The organism is Methylobacterium sp. Leaf466, from assembly GCF_001425565.1.
In the GTDB taxonomy this organism is placed as follows: Bacteria; Pseudomonadota; Alphaproteobacteria; order Rhizobiales; family Beijerinckiaceae; genus Methylobacterium.
Window position 1 is genome coordinate 326,414 of the sequence record NZ_LMRC01000023.1, and the last position, 15,839, is coordinate 342,252.

At 71.5% G+C, this 15,839-nt stretch carries 15 protein-coding genes; 8 read left to right on the forward strand and 7 right to left on the reverse strand.

The features are described from left to right. Positions 1-108 precede the first annotated feature (108 nt). Positions 109-1,239 carry a glycosyltransferase gene (locus tag ASG59_RS11100; protein WP_056408852.1) on the reverse strand — a complete coding sequence of 377 codons (1,131 nt, stop codon included), beginning with the start codon at positions 1,237-1,239 and terminating at the stop codon, positions 109-111. A 332-nt stretch (positions 1,240-1,571) separates the two neighbouring features. Between ASG59_RS11100 and ASG59_RS11105 the strand changes: the two genes are divergently transcribed. Then, a complete protein-coding gene (locus tag ASG59_RS11105) occupies positions 1,572-3,263 on the forward strand; it encodes a methyl-accepting chemotaxis protein (RefSeq protein WP_056280859.1) in 1,692 nt (563 codons plus the stop codon). A gap of 120 nt (positions 3,264-3,383) precedes the next feature. Here the strand turns inward: ASG59_RS11105 and ASG59_RS11110 are convergent, their stop codons facing one another. After that, positions 3,384-3,641 carry a hypothetical protein gene (locus tag ASG59_RS11110; protein ID WP_055880062.1) on the reverse strand — a complete coding sequence of 86 codons (258 nt, stop codon included), beginning with the start codon at positions 3,639-3,641 and terminating at the stop codon, positions 3,384-3,386. Between the two features lie 190 nt (positions 3,642-3,831). Then, positions 3,832-4,575, reverse strand: a complete 744-nt coding sequence (locus ASG59_RS11115) for a Crp/Fnr family transcriptional regulator (protein WP_056280862.1) — start codon at positions 4,573-4,575, stop codon at positions 3,832-3,834. Between the two features lie 666 nt (positions 4,576-5,241). Here ASG59_RS11115 and pyk point away from each other — a divergent pair. Then, positions 5,242-6,678: a pyruvate kinase gene (gene pyk, locus ASG59_RS11120; RefSeq protein ID WP_055881184.1), complete on the forward strand. Its 1,437-nt coding sequence runs from the start codon at positions 5,242-5,244 to the stop codon at positions 6,676-6,678. A 58-nt stretch (positions 6,679-6,736) separates the two neighbouring features. Here the strand turns inward: pyk and ASG59_RS11125 are convergent, their stop codons facing one another. Genes ASG59_RS11125 through ASG59_RS11135 form a run of 3 tightly spaced genes read right to left on the reverse strand, consistent with a single transcriptional unit; the run spans position 6,737 to position 9,790 of the window. Next, positions 6,737-7,993, reverse strand: coding sequence for a GGDEF domain-containing protein (locus ASG59_RS11125; RefSeq protein WP_056408855.1), 1,257 nt, complete (start codon positions 7,991-7,993; stop codon positions 6,737-6,739). Between the two features lie 55 nt (positions 7,994-8,048). Beyond that, the gene (gene aroB, locus ASG59_RS11130; RefSeq protein ID WP_056408856.1) at positions 8,049-9,185 is read right to left on the reverse strand and encodes a 3-dehydroquinate synthase; all 1,137 of its coding nucleotides are present in this window, start codon (positions 9,183-9,185) and stop codon (positions 8,049-8,051) included. Then, a complete protein-coding gene (locus ASG59_RS11135; RefSeq protein WP_055880074.1) occupies positions 9,182-9,790 on the reverse strand; it encodes a shikimate kinase in 609 nt (202 codons plus the stop codon). Before ASG59_RS11135 ends, aroB begins: the two co-directional genes overlap by 4 nt. 291 nt (positions 9,791-10,081) lie before the next feature. Between ASG59_RS11135 and ASG59_RS11140 the strand changes: the two genes are divergently transcribed. The 5 genes from ASG59_RS11140 (at position 10,082) to ASG59_RS20515 (ending at position 13,315) form a co-directional block, all read left to right on the forward strand. Next, the gene (locus ASG59_RS11140; protein ID WP_055880076.1) at positions 10,082-10,234 is read left to right on the forward strand and encodes a hypothetical protein; all 153 of its coding nucleotides are present in this window, start codon (positions 10,082-10,084) and stop codon (positions 10,232-10,234) included. Between the two features lie 11 nt (positions 10,235-10,245). After that, positions 10,246-11,196 (forward strand): site-specific tyrosine recombinase XerD, encoded by a 951-nt coding sequence (locus ASG59_RS11145; RefSeq protein ID WP_056408919.1) that lies wholly within the window; start codon positions 10,246-10,248, stop codon positions 11,194-11,196. A 146-nt stretch (positions 11,197-11,342) separates the two neighbouring features. After that, on the forward strand, positions 11,343-11,981 hold the full coding sequence (locus ASG59_RS11150; protein ID WP_055880079.1) for an XRE family transcriptional regulator: 639 nt from the start codon (positions 11,343-11,345) through the stop codon (positions 11,979-11,981). 11 nt (positions 11,982-11,992) lie between these two features. Next, a complete protein-coding gene (locus tag ASG59_RS11155; RefSeq protein ID WP_056280869.1) occupies positions 11,993-13,039 on the forward strand; it encodes a cysteine synthase A in 1,047 nt (348 codons plus the stop codon). A gap of 120 nt (positions 13,040-13,159) precedes the next feature. Then, complete coding sequence (locus tag ASG59_RS20515; protein ID WP_156387520.1) at positions 13,160-13,315, forward strand: DUF3309 domain-containing protein; 156 nt, start codon at positions 13,160-13,162, stop codon at positions 13,313-13,315. 113 nt (positions 13,316-13,428) lie between these two features. Here ASG59_RS20515 and ASG59_RS11160 read toward each other — a convergent pair whose 3' ends face one another. Further along, positions 13,429-14,829: a trypsin-like peptidase domain-containing protein gene (locus tag ASG59_RS11160; protein ID WP_056408858.1), complete on the reverse strand. Its 1,401-nt coding sequence runs from the start codon at positions 14,827-14,829 to the stop codon at positions 13,429-13,431. A 227-nt stretch (positions 14,830-15,056) separates the two neighbouring features. On the opposite strand from ASG59_RS11160, the gene ASG59_RS11165 reads away from it, so the two are divergent. After that, entirely contained in the window at positions 15,057-15,785 is a 729-nt protein-coding gene (locus tag ASG59_RS11165) for a response regulator transcription factor (RefSeq protein ID WP_056408861.1), read from the forward strand. The last annotated feature ends 54 nt before the right edge of the window (positions 15,786-15,839 follow it).

Sequence of the window (15,839 nt, forward strand, 5' to 3'; positions counted from 1 at the left end):
TCCTGTCTGGATGGGTTCCAGAGAGTGGCCTAGCAATCCGCCCCGACGGGGGTCAAGGGACGGCCGGGCGCCTCCGCGGGCCGGCCCGCGCGCATTCTCATCGCCAGCTCATCCCCAGGCCGTCTTCCCGCGTCGGCGGGCCGCGGCGTCTCGGACCGTCACCAGGGCCGCCTCGGCCACCGCGATCTGGCCCGACAGTTCCTTCGGCCCGAGGGGGTGGTAGGCGAGGCGCGGGCTGGCGCGCTCGGCCTGCGCCAGAGCGAGGCCGGCCAGCGGAATCTCGGCGATGCGGCGGGCCTCCTCGGGCGGGATGCCCAGAAGCCTCGCCCAGGCGGTGTTGCGCGCCAGGCGCCCGCCCGCGTGCAGCCGGCGCAGGCGCCGGCGCCAGCCATAGCGGAACAGGGCGCTCGGCAGCGGTTCGAGGCGGGCGTCGCACAGGGCGTCGGGCAGTTCGCAACGCGACCGGATCGTGTCGGCCACGCCCCCGGGGGCGCGGCCGGTGAGGCGGGCCGAGATGGTGACGACCACATCGACCGCGTGGCGCACGCGCAGGCCGTGCTGGAGCAGGGCGGCCACGAAGGCGCCGTCCTCGCCCAGCGCCATCGGCGGCATGCCGCCCACCTGCCGGTAGGCCGACACGCTCACGGCCAGCGTCGCCCCGATGGTGGTGCGATGGCACGGCCAGGGATCGTTGGGATCGGGATCGATCAGCGCCTCGGCCTCGGTGAGGAGGTCGCTGTAGGCGTCCTCCAGCCGCCCCCTGGCGGGCAGGGAGGGCGGCAGCAGCGCGGCCTCGTCGGCATCGAGCTCGACCCGGCCGGCGACCGCATCGGCCCCGGCGGCCATGGCCGCGAGGTTGCGCTCCACCCAGTCCGGCGGGACCCGGCTGTCGGCATCCGTCGACAGGATCGTGCCGCCCTCCCCTTCCGCCTCGAGCCAGTCGGCGGCGGCATTCATCGCCTCGCGCCGCGCCCAGCCGGCGTTGGCGCCGGAGAACGTCACCTCGACCACCCGCACCGGCAGCGACATCCCCGCCAGCATGCCGGCCACGATGGCGGGGGTGGCGTCGGTGCAATTGTTGAGGAACAGGACGAGGCCGAGACTGCCCGGCACCAACCCGGCCTGGGCGTCGATCGCCCGCAGGCAGGCGCCGATCCGCTCGGCCTCGTTGCGCACGGGAATCGCGATGACGGCTTCGATCCTCGCGGCGGGGAAGCTCGGTTCGGGAGAGGAGGACACGACTGACTCCGGGGGACCGGACCGGGGGCGGTCCAGGGCGACGGCTTAGCAGTTTCACGGGCTGTGGGGGACGGGTTTCCAAGCCGGCGCATCGGGGGCACCGACGACGAAGCGGCCCGGGTTCGAGCGACGATGGCGAGACACGCCCAACACCATCGATCCGATCGTCCGGACAAATCCGCGAGTATTCGAAGGGATTGCTTTCCTCGCTCACGTAGCCGGAACGTTTTCATCGCCAATTTAACGAAATTTAACCCTTCTGCACGAGAATGTAGCCCGGCCTCATTAGAGGTTGCAACGGTTTCGAAAACAGATACGCCAAGGTGGATGACGTGAAGATCCTGAATAATCTCAAACTTTTGAGCAAACTCGCCATCCCCACGGTTCTGTTGGTTACGGTCGCGCTCGGCTTGATGATGCTGTCGTGGTCGAGCCTGAACAGCCTCGACCGAAGCACGCAGAGGATCGTCGATGTCACGGCCATGCGCGCGGTGACGGCCCTCCAGATGGCCTTCGCCATGGACGAGGCGACGATCCGCGAGAAGAACGTCATCATCGAGACCGACGGTGCCGCGATGCAGGAGCAGCAGCGGCATTACGCCGAGGCGCGGACGAACGCCCTGGCCGCCGTCGACCGCCTGATCGCCCTGGCCGACACGCCCGAGCGCCGCACCGGCAACGAGGGCATCAAGGCCCTGCTGACGGAGTTCTTCGCCGCGGCCGACCGGTCGATCGCGCATGGATTGAAGAGCGAGACCGAGGCCGCGACGAAGGTTTCGAACGGCCCGGTCCGCGAGGCCCGCGCCAAGCTCGTCGAGGCCGTGAAGAAGCGGGTCGACACCAACATGAACGACCTCAACCTCGCAAAAGCCAAAGCTTCCGAGGTCGCCGGTTCGGCCGTGCAGACGCTCGTGGTGGCCGCGGCGGTCGGCCTTTCGGTCGCCGTCGGCCTTCTCGCCGCCATCGTCGTCCTCGGCGTCACCCGTCCGCTCGCAGCGATGACCGCCGCCATGGGAGGCCTCGCCGCGGGCGATCTGGCCGTCGAGGTCCAGGGCGCCGGGCGCAAGGACGAGATCGGCACGCTGGCGCGCGCGCTGCAGGTGTTCAAGGACAACGCGGTCACCGTCCGCCGCCTCGCCGCCGAACAGGCCATCGAGGACGAGGCCAAGATGCGCCGGGCCGAGCGCCTCGACCAGATCACCAAGAGCTTCGAACACAACGTCGCCGCCCTCACGCACGGCCTGGCCGGAGCCTCCACCGAGATGGAGGCGACGGCCAAGTCCATGGCCGGCATCGCCGAGCAGACCACGCAGCAGACCATGATCGTGGCCGGCGCCGCCGAGGAGACCTCCGCCAACGTCCAGACGGTGGCCGCGGCCAGCGAGGAGATGTCGGCCTCGGTGCAGGAGATCGTGCACCAGGTGAGCCAGTCCTCGCAGATCGCCGGCCGCGCGGTGGAGAACGCCCAGCGCACCGACGCCACCGTGCGGCGCCTGGCCACCACGGCCGAGCGCATCAGCGCCTTCGTGTCGGTGATCGCCAACATCGCCTCGCAGACGAACCTGCTGGCGCTGAACGCGACCATCGAAGCGGCGCGGGCCGGCGAGGCCGGGCGGGGATTCGCCGTCGTCGCCTCCGAGGTGAAGGAGCTCGCCGGCCAGACCGCCAAGGCGACCGGCGAGATCGGCGAGCGGATCACCGAGATCCAGGCGGCGACCCAGGAAGCGGTCGCCGACATCGAGGCGATCGGCCGGATCATCGGCGAGATGTCGAGCTACGCCGCGTCCATCGCGGCCGCGATGGAGGAGCAGGGTGCCGCCACCCAGGAGATCACCCGCAACGTGCAGGAGGCCGCCAAGGGCACCGAGCAGGTGACGATCAACATCTCCGACGTGCGCCAGGGGGCCGGCCAGACCGGCGCGGCGGCGTCCCAGGTGCTCAGCGCGGCCCAGGAGCTCTCGCGCCACTCCGAGAGCCTGACGCGGGAGGTCGGCAGCTTCCTCGCCAACGTGAAGGCCGCCTGACGACCGCCATCCTCGGCGCCGCGAACGGCGGGCGCCGAGGAAACCGCCGAGAATACCGCCGAGGACACCACACGCTCCCCCTCCCCGGGACGCTCCGGTCCCGCGCTGCCGGCCGGGGGCCTACCCCTCCGCGTCCTGGGAGAGGTCGACCCGCTGGACGATCAGGGCGACCGTGACCGTCAGCACCCGCTTCCCGTCCGCGTCCCGCACCTCGACCGTCACGTCGCGGGTATCGCTGCGCGGAATGCGATCCTTGCCGATCGAGACCACGGCGTGGATCGCCTCCTGCTCGGCCCGTTCGAGATCCGGGAACGCCAGTCCGTCCTCGTCCTGGATGAAGAGCGGACCTTCGCGGACGTCGAAGTAGAACAGGGGCATCGTTGCTCTCCGGCTGAGCGGATCGTCGGGGGCGCCCCGTGGCGATGGGCGATCGGTTCTGGAATATCGGTCTTGCTACCATTCCCGGTTGATCACTTCGTGATGCGGAAATGGGCTTCGCTCAGGCGCCGCGCGGGCTCGGTGATACGGTTCCCGCTCGATTCAAGCGGGAACCGTATCAGACAGGAACTTATCTCGCGGCGCGCTTGCGCTGGTGGAGATAGGTCGCGTCGAACTCCGCCGTCCGCAGGAGCTCGTCCCAGGCCCGGATGACCAGGACGCTGCCGCGCAGGGTGATCATGCCCCTGCCGCGCATCTCCTGAAGCACGCGGTTGACGTGGACGCTCGACAGGCCGGTCGCATCGGCGAGATCGACCTGCGTGACCGGGAGCGGACAGCGATGGTCGCCGGCCAGCCCCACCGCCTCCTGCTTGAGGTACAACTCGCAGAACAGGTGGGCCATGTGGTCGAAGGCCGAGCGCCGCCCCATGCAGAGCATCCACTCGCGGAAGATGGCCGCGTCCACGAGGGTGTCGCGCCAGAGCGTGGCGGCGATGCCGGGACAGCGCGCCGTGAGGTCGTGCAGGGCCTCGTGCGGGACGAAGGCGACGGTGGCGGTCGTGAGAGTGGCGAGGCTGTGATCCATCGACGGGATGTGGAGGCTCTGCAGGTCAGGGATGTCGCCGGCGATGTGGAACGAGAAGATCTGGCGCTTGCCTTCGCTGATGATCTTGTAGCGGCAGGCCCAGCCTTCGAGGATGAGGCAGCACTGGGAGGCCGTGTCGCCGTCGCGCACGATGTCCTGGTTCGGCCGCAAGGTCTTGAGCGTGACGGGCAGGCCCTTGATCGCCCTGCACTCCTCGTCCGACAGCGCATCGATGCTTTCCAACTGGCGGATGAGCGGCGAGAGGGGATGCTCAACGTTCGAGACCATTCTTGTCGCTTCGCCCCTGCATGACAGACGGATGCTCACGCTGCGTCCGGGTATCGAAACCCGTTTTCGCGTGGCCGACGCGGTTGATGCCATGAGGCGGATGTCACGCCCGCACACTCACTCACGTTATGAATTTCATAACCCATGTCACACCCGATGGCTCCCGCCGGCCGAAAAGTCTTTGCTTTGGCGACAGCACGTTTTCGCAGGACGAAGCGCGCGAGCACGCGCACCGAATAGAGGATCACCATTGCTCGCGTCGTGCACGCCCGCTCTTGAATTCTACAATCGCATTTTACCGAGATAGTCTTACGTGCCGGCAGGGCGGTCGCCCCGACAACGCGATTTTCGTGGCAGCACCGACGATGTGTCGATCCGGATGCCGGCCGTGACCCTATTCGCCTCTTCGGGTTGGGGCAGACAAGCTTTAACCGACCACCCACCCTCTCGACGACAGTGAAACAGAAGTATTCCTCCGCCGCTCGTCTGCCAAAAGACCGGCGGCCTGCCGTCGATCCGCCGCGGACGGTCCCGCCGCGGGCGACCCGGGACGCGAGGCGATGGGGCCGCCGCGCTTGACGGGATGGCGGTGTCGGTGCTTGTGGCCGCTCGCTCCGTTCGGCCGGTCTGACACGACGGCCCCGCTCGCACAGGTTGGAGGCCGCCGTGAAACGCGCCCGTCGTACGAAGATCATCGCCACCCTCGGTCCCGCCTCCGACACTCCGGAGATGATCGAGAGGCTGTTTCGCGCCGGCGCGGACGTGTTCCGGCTCAACATGAGCCACCTGCCGCGGGAGAAGCTGCCCGAGAAGATCGAGGTCATCCGCACCATCGAGCGCGAATTGCGGCGTCCCATCGCGATCCTCGTCGACCTGCAGGGCCCCAAGCTCCGGGTCGCGGCCTTCGCCGAGGGCAGCGCGATGCTCCGGAACGGCGACAGCTTCGTCCTCGACAGCGACCCGACCCCGGGCAACGTCACCCGCGTCTTCCTCCCCCACCCCGAGATCCTCTCGGCGCTGGAGCCCGGCCACGTCGTCATCATCGACGATGGCAAGCTGCGCCTGACCGTCACCGAGGTCTCCGAGGGGCGCGCCGTCACGCGGGTCGAGGTCGGCGGCAAGATCTCCAACCGCAAGGGCGTCTCCCTGCCCGACACGGTGATCCCCGTGGCCGCGATGACCGAGAAGGACCGCGGCGACCTCGAGGCCGGCCTCAACGCCGGCGCCGACTGGATCGCCGTCTCCTTCGTGCAGCGCCCCGAGGACGTCGCCGAGGTCAAGAAGGTCTGCGCCGGGCGCGCCCTGGTGATGGCCAAGATCGAGAAGCCGCAGGCGCTCACCCGCCTCGACGAGATCATCGAGATCTCCGACGGCATCATGGTCGCCCGCGGCGACCTCGGGGTGGAGATGCCCCTGGAGCAGGTGCCGGGCGTGCAGAAGCGCATCACCCGCTCCTCGCGGCGCCTGGGCAAGCCCGTGGTGGTGGCCACCCAGATGCTCGAATCGATGATCACGGCGCCGGTGCCCACCCGCGCCGAGGTCTCGGATGTCGCCACCGCCGTCTACGAGGGCGCGGACGCCGTGATGCTCTCGGCCGAGAGCGCATCCGGCGGCTTCCCGATCGAGGCCATCAGCATGATGAGCCGCATCGCCGAGCAGGTGGAGCGCGACGCCCTCTACTGGACGATCCTCACCGCCCAGCGCTCCGAGCCCGACGCCACCGCCTCCGACGCCATCGCCGCGGCGGCCCACCAGATGGTGGACGCCCTCGGCCTGACCGCGATCATGGCCTGGACCCATTCGGGCTCCACCGCCATGCGCCTGGCGCGCTCGCGCCCCAACGCCACCATCATCGCCCTGACGCCGAAGCGCGAGACCGCCCGGCGCCTGGCCATGTGCTGGGGCACGCACCCCATCGTCACCAACGACGCCAGCGACGTCGACGACATGGCCTTCCGGGCGGCCAAGTTCGCGGTGCGCGAGCGCTTCGCCGAGATCGGCGACCGCATCATCGTGGTGGCCGGCGTGCCGTTCGGGACACCGGGCGCCACCAACCTCGTGCGCATCGCCTTCGTGACGCGGGACCACGCCGCCAAGGCGTGACGCCGCCGTCGCGGACAACCGGAAGGCCCCCGCGCACCGACCCGCCCACGGCCGGCGTTCAGGTGCGGTGGCCCTGCCCGTTCAGCCTCAGCCCGGGCACGTCGGGCCGCACCGTCCCGCGCTCGGGGAATGCGGCGGCCCGCGGCTGGGGCGTGCGGTCGGGCAGCGCCGGTTCGACCCGGTTGCGGCCCCGGCGCTTGGCCTCGTAGAGCGCCTGGTCGGCCCGGCGCAGCAGCGCGTCGAGGTCGCGCTCAAGGGCCCGGCCCTGCGTGCGGGTCGTCGCCACGCCGATGCTCACGGTGACGGAGAGGTGGGGCAGGGACTCGAGGCTGAGCCGTTCCACCGCCCTCCGGATCAGGTCGGCCGTGTCCAGCGCGGCCGCGGCCTCCCGGTCGCGCAGCAGGCAGGCGAACTCCTCGCCGCCCATCCGCCCGAACACCGCCTCGCCCGGCAGCAACGCCTGCACCGTGTGGCAGAACCCGACGAGGACGCCGTCGCCGACCGCGTGGCCGTCGGCGTCGTTGATCCGCTTGAAGTGGTCGAGGTCGAACAGGAGCAGGGCAGCCGGCCGGTCCGTTCCCGCCAGGACCGCCTCGGCGCGGGTGACGAAGGCCCGGCGGCTGGCGATCCCCGTCAGCGGATCGGTGTCGGCCGCCCGCCGCTGCAGCAGCTCGGCCCGCTCCTTGGTCAGGGCCATGAAGACGAAGGCCAGGGCCAGGCTGAACAGCATGGCGGCCAGGCACACCCAGGCGAGCCAGGGCGACTGCAGCGGGTTGAACCCCGGCGGAGGCGCGGGCTGGATCATCGCGAGCGGGATGCGCAGCCAGTACAGGGCGGCATAGGCCCCGAGGATGACGACGGCCGGGTAGCGCGAGACCAGCGGTTCGGCCCGGCCACGCCAGACGTCCACGGCCGAAAGCCAGCAGAAGCCGCCGGCCAGCAGCGAGGCCAGCATCACCCGCGCCGGGGCGCTCTCGTAGAACGGCGGGACGAGGCAGGCCGCCAGCCAGACGCCGACCCCGGTGCCGGCCTGCCAGAACCGGAGCGGGCGCCCCTCGAAGGCGAGGGTGCCGCTACGGATGAGGCCGTAGGCGCCGATCATCACGGCATTGCCGATCCCGATCGAGGTCCAGTCCGGGATCGTGCCGCGCAGGGCGAGCAGGCAGGAGGCGAAGGCGCCGACGACATGGGCGATGCCCCAGATCGCCAGGGCGCGGACGGTGCGGGCCTGGCTCCACGACAAAAGGAACAGGCTGCCGACCATCCCCGTCAGCAGGGCCGTCGCCACCAGCAACGTCGGCGCATCGAGCTGCATCGACCAGTCCCATCCCCACGTGATTCGGTTTCCGCACGACTGAAGCGGAACCGTATCACGCGGCGGCGAACTCGCTTGCCAGGAACGCCTCCACCTCGGCCCGGTCGATGCCCGGGGCGATGAAACTCCTGCCGATGCCGCGGGCGAGGATGAAGGTCAGGGCGCCGTCGCGGACCTTCTTGTCCTGGGCCATCGCCGCCAGGATGGCCCCGGCGTCGCCGCAGCCGCCGGGCACCGCCTGCAGGCGGGTCGGCAGGCCGGCGAGCGCCAGGTGGTTGGCGACGCGGCCCGCCTCCTGGCCGGGGCAGAGGCCGAGGCGGGCCGAGAACCGGAACGCCAGGGCGAGACCGATGCCCACCGCCTCGCCGTGGACGAGGCGGGCCGAATCGTAGCCCGTCAGCCGCTCCAGGGCATGGGCGAAGGTGTGGCCGAGGTTGAGCAGCGCCCGTTCGCCGTCCTCGCGCTCGTCGCGCACCACCACCCCGGCCTTGGCCCGGCAGCAGATCGCCACCGCCTCGTCGCGCTCGGGGCCGCCGGCGAAGATGCCGGCCCAGTTGGCCTCGCACCAGTCGAAGAACCCGGCATCGGCGATGAGGCCGTATTTGGCGACCTCGGCGTAGCCGGCCCGCATCTCGCGGCTCGACAGGGTGTCGAGGGTGGCGGTGTCGGCGACGACGAGGCGCGGCTGGTGGAAGGCGCCGATCAGGTTCTTGCCGTGGGGCGAGTTGATGCCGGTCTTGCCGCCCACCGAGGAATCGACCTGGGCGAGCAGGGTGGTGGGCGCCTGCACGAAACGCACGCCCCGGCGCAGGGTGGCGGCGGCAAAGCCCGCCAGATCGCCCACCACGCCGCCGCCCAGGGCCACCACGACGTCGTTGCGCTCGATCCTGTGGGCGAGCAGGCCGTCGCAGACCTGCGCGTAGGTGGCATAGCTCTTCGAGCCCTCGCCCGGCGCCACGACGACGGTTCCCGTGCGCAGGCCGGCGGCCTCCAGGCTCGCGCGGACGCGCTCCCCGTAGAGCCCGGCCACGGTCTCGTCGGTGACGATCGCGGCCGCCCTGGCGCCGAGGCCGGCCACCGCCTCGCCGATCGTATCGAGGAGGCCGCGGCCGATGCGGATGTCGTAGTCGCGGCCCGCGTCGAGGGGAACGTGAACAGTGAGAGGAACTTGGACGGTGAGGGGAGCAGTCACTGCGCGGCGACGCCTTGGTTCGAGGGGCCGTTGAGGCGAGCGTCGAGGGCTTCCATCACGTCCTGCACCACGCGGTCGTGGGAGACGTCGCGGGAGGGTACCACCACGTCGGCGACCTCATAGACGGGATGGCGCACCGCCATCAACGCGCGCATCGTGCCCTCGGGATCCTCGGTCTGCAGCAGCGGCCGGCCGCCGCGCTTGCGCACCCGGCGCATCAGCACGTCGAGCTCCGCCTTGAGCCAGACGGAGACCCCGTGCTCGGCGATGCGCAGCCGGGTGGTGTCGCGCATGAAGGCGCCCCCGCCGGTGGCGAGCACCAGCGGCCCCTCGCGCAGGAGCCGGGCGATCACCCGCTCCTCGCCCTCGCGAAAGCTCGGCTCGCCGTAGATGGCGAAGATGTCGGGGATGCTGAGGTGTGCCGCGTGCTCGATCTCGGTGTCGGCGTCCTTGAACATCAGGCCGAGGCGCCCGGCCAGGCGGCGCCCGACGGTGCTCTTGCCCGCCCCCATCAGGCCGACGAGGACGATCGAGCGGCTGCCCAGCGCCCGGCGCAGGCGCAGCTCGATCGGATCGCTCTCGGGCTCGGGGGGAAGGTCGTTCATCGGCTCAAGGCTTCGGGGGGCTCAGGCTTCATGGGCTAAGGCTGCGTGGGCTCAGGCTGCTCGGGCTCAGGCTTCGTGGCGGCTTGCGCGTCCGGTCTCGGCGGGGCTCTTTCGCAAACCCTTACCGTGTTTCGGGATGAGGGCGAAGCGGGAGGGGGGCGGGCCCGCCGCACCGTTTCGCCGGCTCGCTGTGGCCCGGAAGTCCTTGCCTTCCGCCGACCCCTGGGAGAAACCCCTTCCACCGCAGCGCGATATCGCCCCCGCCCCCCGCCCGATCGAGGTTCGCCCGACGTGCCGACCCTGTTCCGCTTCCTCGCCACCATCGCCATCCTCGGGGGGCTGGCCTTTGCCGGAATGGTCGCCCTCGCGACCCTGGTGGTGCCGACGCCGCGCGAGATGAGCGTCACGATCCCCGCCTCGAAGCTGCAGCCGCCGCCCAGGTGACCGGTGTCGAGGTGACGAGCGCGGAGGCGGCCCCGCAGCCCTGGCCCGGCGAGGGCTACCTCGAGATGCTGGCGGCCGAGCGCGGCGCCGCCGCCAACACCCTGGAGGCCTACCGCCGCGACCTCACCGACTACCTCGGCGCCCTCGACGCGAGAGGGATCGCGCCCGCCGCCGCCGAGCCGGCCCAGGTGCGGGCCTATCTCGCCGATCTCGAGCCCCGGGGCCTCTCGGCGGCCTCCGCGGCCCGGCGCCTCTCCTGCATCCGCGGCTTCCACCGCTTCCTCTACGCCGAGGGGCTGGCCACGGGCGATCCCACCGTAGCGCTCACCGGCCCGCGCCGGGGCCGGGGCCTGCCCAAGGTGCTCTCGGTGGCCGAGGTCGACCGGCTGCTCGGGGTCGCCCGCGAGGCCGCCGCCATCGGCGAGGGCGGGGTGCAGGCGCGGGCGATCCGCATGCACTGCCTTCTCGAACTCCTCTACGCCACGGGCCTGCGCGTCTCCGAGCTGATCGCCCTGCCCCGCCGGGCCGCGACCACGCGGGACCGCTTCCTGATGGTGCGCGGCAAGGGCGGGCGCGACCGGCTGGTGCCCCTCACCGAGATGGCGCGGGCGGCGATGCGCCTGCATCTCGCCCGGTTGCGGGGCGAGGGCCCCTGGCTGTTTCCCGCCGACAGCGCCAGCGGCCACCTCACCCGGCAGGCCTTCGGCCGCGACCTCAAGCTCGCCGCCGCCGCCGCCGGCCTGCGCGAGGACAGGGTGAGCCCGCACGTGCTGCGCCACGCCTTCGCCAGCCATCTCCTCCAGAACGGCGCCGATCTGCGCATCGTGCAGGAGTTGCTCGGCCACGCCGACATCGCCACCACGCAGATCTACACCCACGTCCTCGACGCGCGGCTGAAGGGCATGGTCCGCGACCTGCACCCGCTGATGGACGCGGCGCAGGACGCCCCGGACAACACCTGACCGCCATGGCCGCCGCGGGCCGCACGAGCTAGAGCGCCGGATCGGCCAAGACGTCCGGTCCGGCGCTCTAGCGCCTTGGTTTTGCATCGGATTTTTCCCAAAAAGGTGGGTCCCCTTTTCGGTCCGATGCTCTAAGGTCGCCGCCGATGGCCGTTCCCGATCCCCCCGTCGCCGACCTGGCGACCGGCTCCAGTGCCCCCCCGGAGACGCCGCGCACCCTGGAGCGGGCGCTCGGCCACCAGATCCGCAGCCTGCGGCGCGAGCGCGACCTCTCGGTCTCGGATCTCGCGGCCGCCGCCGGGGTCTCGCTCGGCATGGTCTCGAAGATCGAGAACGGCCAGATCTCGCCCTCGCTCTCCACCATCAACGCCATCGCCGGGGCGCTGAACGTGCCGCTCACCGCCCTGTTCGCCGCCTTCGAGGAGAAGCGCGACTGCTCGCACGTGCGCGCCGGCCAGGGCGTGATGATCGAGCGGCGCGGCACCAAGGTCGGCCACCTCTACGAATTGCTCGGGGCCGCACTCGGCGGCGACGTGGTGGTGGAGCCCTACCTCATCACCCTCGAGCCCGACGCCGAGCCCTACACCGGCTTTCGCCATGCCGGCATCGAGTTCCTGTACATGCTGAGCGGCGAGGTCGTGTACCGGCACGCCGACCGCTCCTACACGCTCAAGGCCGGCGACGCGCTGCTGTTCGACTCGGGCGGCGTCCACGGCCCCGAGACCCTGGTGTCCTGGCCGATCACCTACCTCTCGATCATCATCTATCCTCGGCACCCGACCTGAGACGGACCACCATGACCGCGACCCATTCCGCGAGCCCCGACGTCCTGTCCTGCATCGGCGGGACGCCGCTGATCCGCCTGGCCAGGGCCTCGCGGGAGACCGGCTGCACCATCCTGGGCAAGGCCGAGTTCCTGAACCCCGGCCTCTCGGTGAAGGACCGCGCCGCCCTCTCCATGGTGCGCGACGCCGAGGCGCGCGGGCTGATCCGGCCGGGCGGCACCATCGTCGAGGGCACGGCGGGCAACACCGGCATCGGTCTGGCGCTGGTGGCCTCGGTGCGCGGCTACCGCACCGTCATCGTCATTCCCGAAACCCAGTCGGCCGAGAAGAAGGAGACCCTGCGGCTGGCCGGGGCGCGCCTCGTCGAGGTGCCGGCGGTGCCGTTCTCGAACCCCGACAACTACGTCCACGTCGCCCGGCGGATGGCCGACAAACTCGCCGCCACCGAGCCGGCCGGCGCCTTCTTCGCCGACCAGTTCGACAACGTCGCCAACCGCCAGGCCCATGTCGACACCACCGGCCCGGAGATCTTTTCCGCCACCGCGGGCGCCGTCGACGGCTTCGTCTGCGCGGCGGGCACCGGCGGCACGCTCGCCGGCACCGCCCAGGCCCTGCGTGCCCTGAAACCCGGCGTCCGGATCGCGCTCAGCGACCCGGAGGGCTCGGCGCTCCACGCCTATTACGAGACCGGGACGCTCAAGGCCGAGGGCTCCTCGATCACCGAGGGCATCGGCCAGGGCCGGGTGACGAAGAACCTGGAGGGCTTCCGGCCAGACCTGTCCTTCCGCGTTCCCGACCGGGAGGCGCTCGACATCGTGTTCGCGCTGATGCGCGAGGAGGGCCTGAGCCTGGGCGGATCGTCCGGCATCAACGTCGCCGGAGCGATCCGGCTCGCGCGGGAACTGGGGCCCGGCCACACCGTCGTGACCATCCTGTGCGACGGGGCGGCGCGCTACGCCTCGAAGCTGTTCAACCCCGCTTTCCTCACCGAGCGCGGCCTGCCGGTGCCGGAGTGGCTGACCGCCGCCGGAGCCCCTCTGCCGGACTGGCGGGCCTGAGCGTCGCCCCGGTCGCGCGATTCGTCACAAGTCCTTGAAAAGGCGTTGAACGAAATCGATCCAGGGGGCGTTGCATGGTCAAGCTCGGGCGCTCAAGCTCGGCCGTTTCGGAGTACCCCCATGACCTTGACCACGATTCTCCTCATCATCCTCATCCTGGCGGTGCTCGGCGGCGGCAACTTCCTCGGCGGCGGCGCCTACCGTGGCCAGAGCTTCGGCCTCGGCGGCATCCTGATCATCATCCTGATCGTGTTGCTGGTGACCGGCCGGATCTGAACGGCCGATGCGAGCGAGCCGCTGCGTCACGGACGCCGGCGGCTCGCTCGATCTTCTCGCCTGACCGCATGACGTCGTCGGGCCATCGGACGTCGCTGGTCCGCCCAACTGCGTCAGCGCCCGCAGGCGATGCCCACGACGAGCCCGGCGAGCCGGCCCGTGACGGCCCCGAGCGATGCCAGCGCCGGTTCGGCCGGCCGCGACCCCGCAGGAATGCGGTTCTCGGCCAGGAACCCCGCGATGCGGGCGCCCGGAACCAGGGCGTAGCGCGTCGGCGGCACCACTCCGGCGACGAGGCGCGGGGCGGTCGGATACGACGAGACCAGCCCCACCAGGTTGCCAGACCGGTCGAGGACCGGCGCGCCACCGGACCCCGGCTGCAGCGGCGCCGCGATGCCCTCGCCCACGGTCTCACCGGGGGCGACCGCGACCGTGCCCCCTTCCTCCGCTCCCAACACCACCACCGCCTCGGCCTCCTTGACGGGCGTGTCCCGCGGCACGGGCGGCGGCCCGCCGGGCGCCGGGGGCGTCCAGTCCAGCAGCGTCAGGATGCGGTCGGTGGCCACGACCCGCGCCGGCCTGCCGGCGATGGTCGGCTCGGTGCAGGCGGCGAGGGCCTGCGCGCTGGTGAGGACGCGGCCGGGCCCGATCACCAGCCCGGTCGCCACCGGCGGGCGCCGGACCGGCGGCGCGGGCGCTGGCGCGACGGCCACCGCCGGGCCGCGCTCGGATGCGGGGGCGGCCTCCTCGAACGGCACGAAACTGTTGGCGATGGCGATGACGAGGCGGTCGACCTCCGCCGCAGCACCCTTGCCGTAGCCGATGGTGAAGCCGCGGATGCCCGGCGCGCCGGCCGCGTAGCGGATGTAGGACTTGCCCTGCGCGGTCTCGGCGGTGACCACCAGGAAATCCGGCCGCTTGAGCTTGTAGGTGACCTTGCGGTCCGGCGTGGGCGCGGTGATGCGCGCGAAGATCGCGTCGAGGTCGGTCTCGCCGGGCGGGAAGGACTTGGTCTCGAGGGTGATCGCCCCGTCCGCGCTCTGCCAGCGGGTGCCGCCGGGCGTGCCCGAGCGCTTGGGCAGCAGGCGCTCGGGCACGCCCAGGGTGACCCCGCTCGGCCCGTCGCGCCGGACCGCGAACTGCCCGGCCTTGCGCGCCGCCGCCCCCGCCGCGAGCAGGGTGGCCCGGGTCGCCGGGCCGGGGAACGCCGCCTCGCGGGCGCCGGTGCGGGCGGCATAGGCCAGGAGCGCGTCGTGGGTGCGCCGGCCGTAGGTGCCGGTGACGACGCTGTTGTAGTCGCCTGTCCAGACCAGGGCGTCCTGCAGGCCCTTGCGCTCGGCCTCGGGCAACGCCTCGTAGGCGGCCCTGGCGGCATCGTAGACCGGGTCCGGCGCGGCGGGTTTCTGCACGGCGGCCGGCTTGGACGGAGCCGGGGGCACCTGCGCCTCGGCCGAAGCACCGGAGAGGGCCACGAGGCCGCCAGCGAGCCACCGAACCCGATCGCGATGCGCCATGCCCGTGGATCTCCGATCACCCGGCCAAGGTGTGGCAGAGCGGGGCGGCGAATTCCAGGGCCCTTCGCGTGTCCCCACCACCGGCCTGGCACCGGCTTGGCTCCGGCTTGGCACCGGCTTGGCACCGGCTTGGCACCGGCTTGGCACCGGCCTGGATCGCGGCCGCCACACGGGTTAGGGCGAGGGGCCACCCCTCGGGGTTGTCGAGGCGGCAAGGGGATCGTGAGGTGGATGCAACCCTGACCACGCCGGGCCAGCACATCCTGATCGTCGAGGACGACGACGGCATCCGCACCCTGATCTCGACGCTGTTGCGCGAGAACGGCTTCCGGGTGACCGGCTGCCGGAACGGCCACGAGATGCGCCACCTCACCCGCGAGGTGACCTACGACCTCGTCATCCTCGACGTGATGCTGCCCGGCGGCTCCGGCCTCGACCTGTGCCGGATGCTGCGCGAGACCAGCGGCGTCCCGATCATCATGGTCACCGCCCGCGCCGACGAGGTCGACCGGGTCGTCGGGCTCGAGATCGGGGCCGACGACTACGTCACCAAGCCCTTCGGCCGGGCGGAGCTGCTGGCGCGCATCCGGGCGGTGCTGCGGCGCGGCGCACATCCCGTCGACCGCCGGGAGCGGCAGGCGGACGTGCTGCGGTTCTCCGGCTGGGAACTGCGCACCGCGAGCCGCGAGCTCGTCGACCCGTCGGGGGCGGCGGTGGACCTCTCGGGGGCGGAGTACGAACTCCTCCTGACCTTCCTCGAGCATCCCGGCCGCGTCCTGTCGCGCGACCGGATCCTCGAGATGTCGCGCGGCCGGCTCGCCGGGGCGGCCGACCGCAGCGTCGACGTCCTCGTCAGCCGCCTGCGCCGCAAGATCGACCATTCCGCCAACGAACAGGGGATGATCAAGACCGTGCGCGGCGCCGGCTACATCTTCGTCGGCAGAAGGGAGGCGTGACGATGCACCCGCGCGCCGCCGCCGGTGCGGCCGATGCCGTCTTGCCCGGTCGCG

What these genes read in the sequence shown, in the direction of transcription:
- ASG59_RS11110 (WP_055880062.1), bottom strand. Translation starts at nt 3,641, where the DNA reads ATGCCCCTGTTCTACTTCGACGTCCGCGAAGGTCCGCTCTTCATCCAG.
- ASG59_RS20515 (WP_156387520.1), top strand. Translation starts at nt 13,160, where the DNA reads ATGACCTTGACCACGATTCTCCTCATCATCCTCATCCTGGCGGTGCTC.
- ASG59_RS11125 (WP_056408855.1), bottom strand. Translation starts at nt 7,993, where the DNA reads ATGCAGCTCGATGCGCCGACGTTGCTGGTGGCGACGGCCCTGCTGACG.
- ASG59_RS11135 (WP_055880074.1), bottom strand. Translation starts at nt 9,790, where the DNA reads ATGAACGACCTTCCCCCCGAGCCCGAGAGCGATCCGATCGAGCTGCGC.
- ASG59_RS11150 (WP_055880079.1), top strand. Translation starts at nt 11,343, where the DNA reads ATGGCCGTTCCCGATCCCCCCGTCGCCGACCTGGCGACCGGCTCCAGT.
- ASG59_RS11155 (WP_056280869.1), top strand. Translation starts at nt 11,993, where the DNA reads ATGACCGCGACCCATTCCGCGAGCCCCGACGTCCTGTCCTGCATCGGC.
- ASG59_RS11115 (WP_056280862.1), bottom strand. Translation starts at nt 4,575, where the DNA reads ATGGTCTCGAACGTTGAGCATCCCCTCTCGCCGCTCATCCGCCAGTTG.
- ASG59_RS11160 (WP_056408858.1), bottom strand. Translation starts at nt 14,829, where the DNA reads ATGGCGCATCGCGATCGGGTTCGGTGGCTCGCTGGCGGCCTCGTGGCC.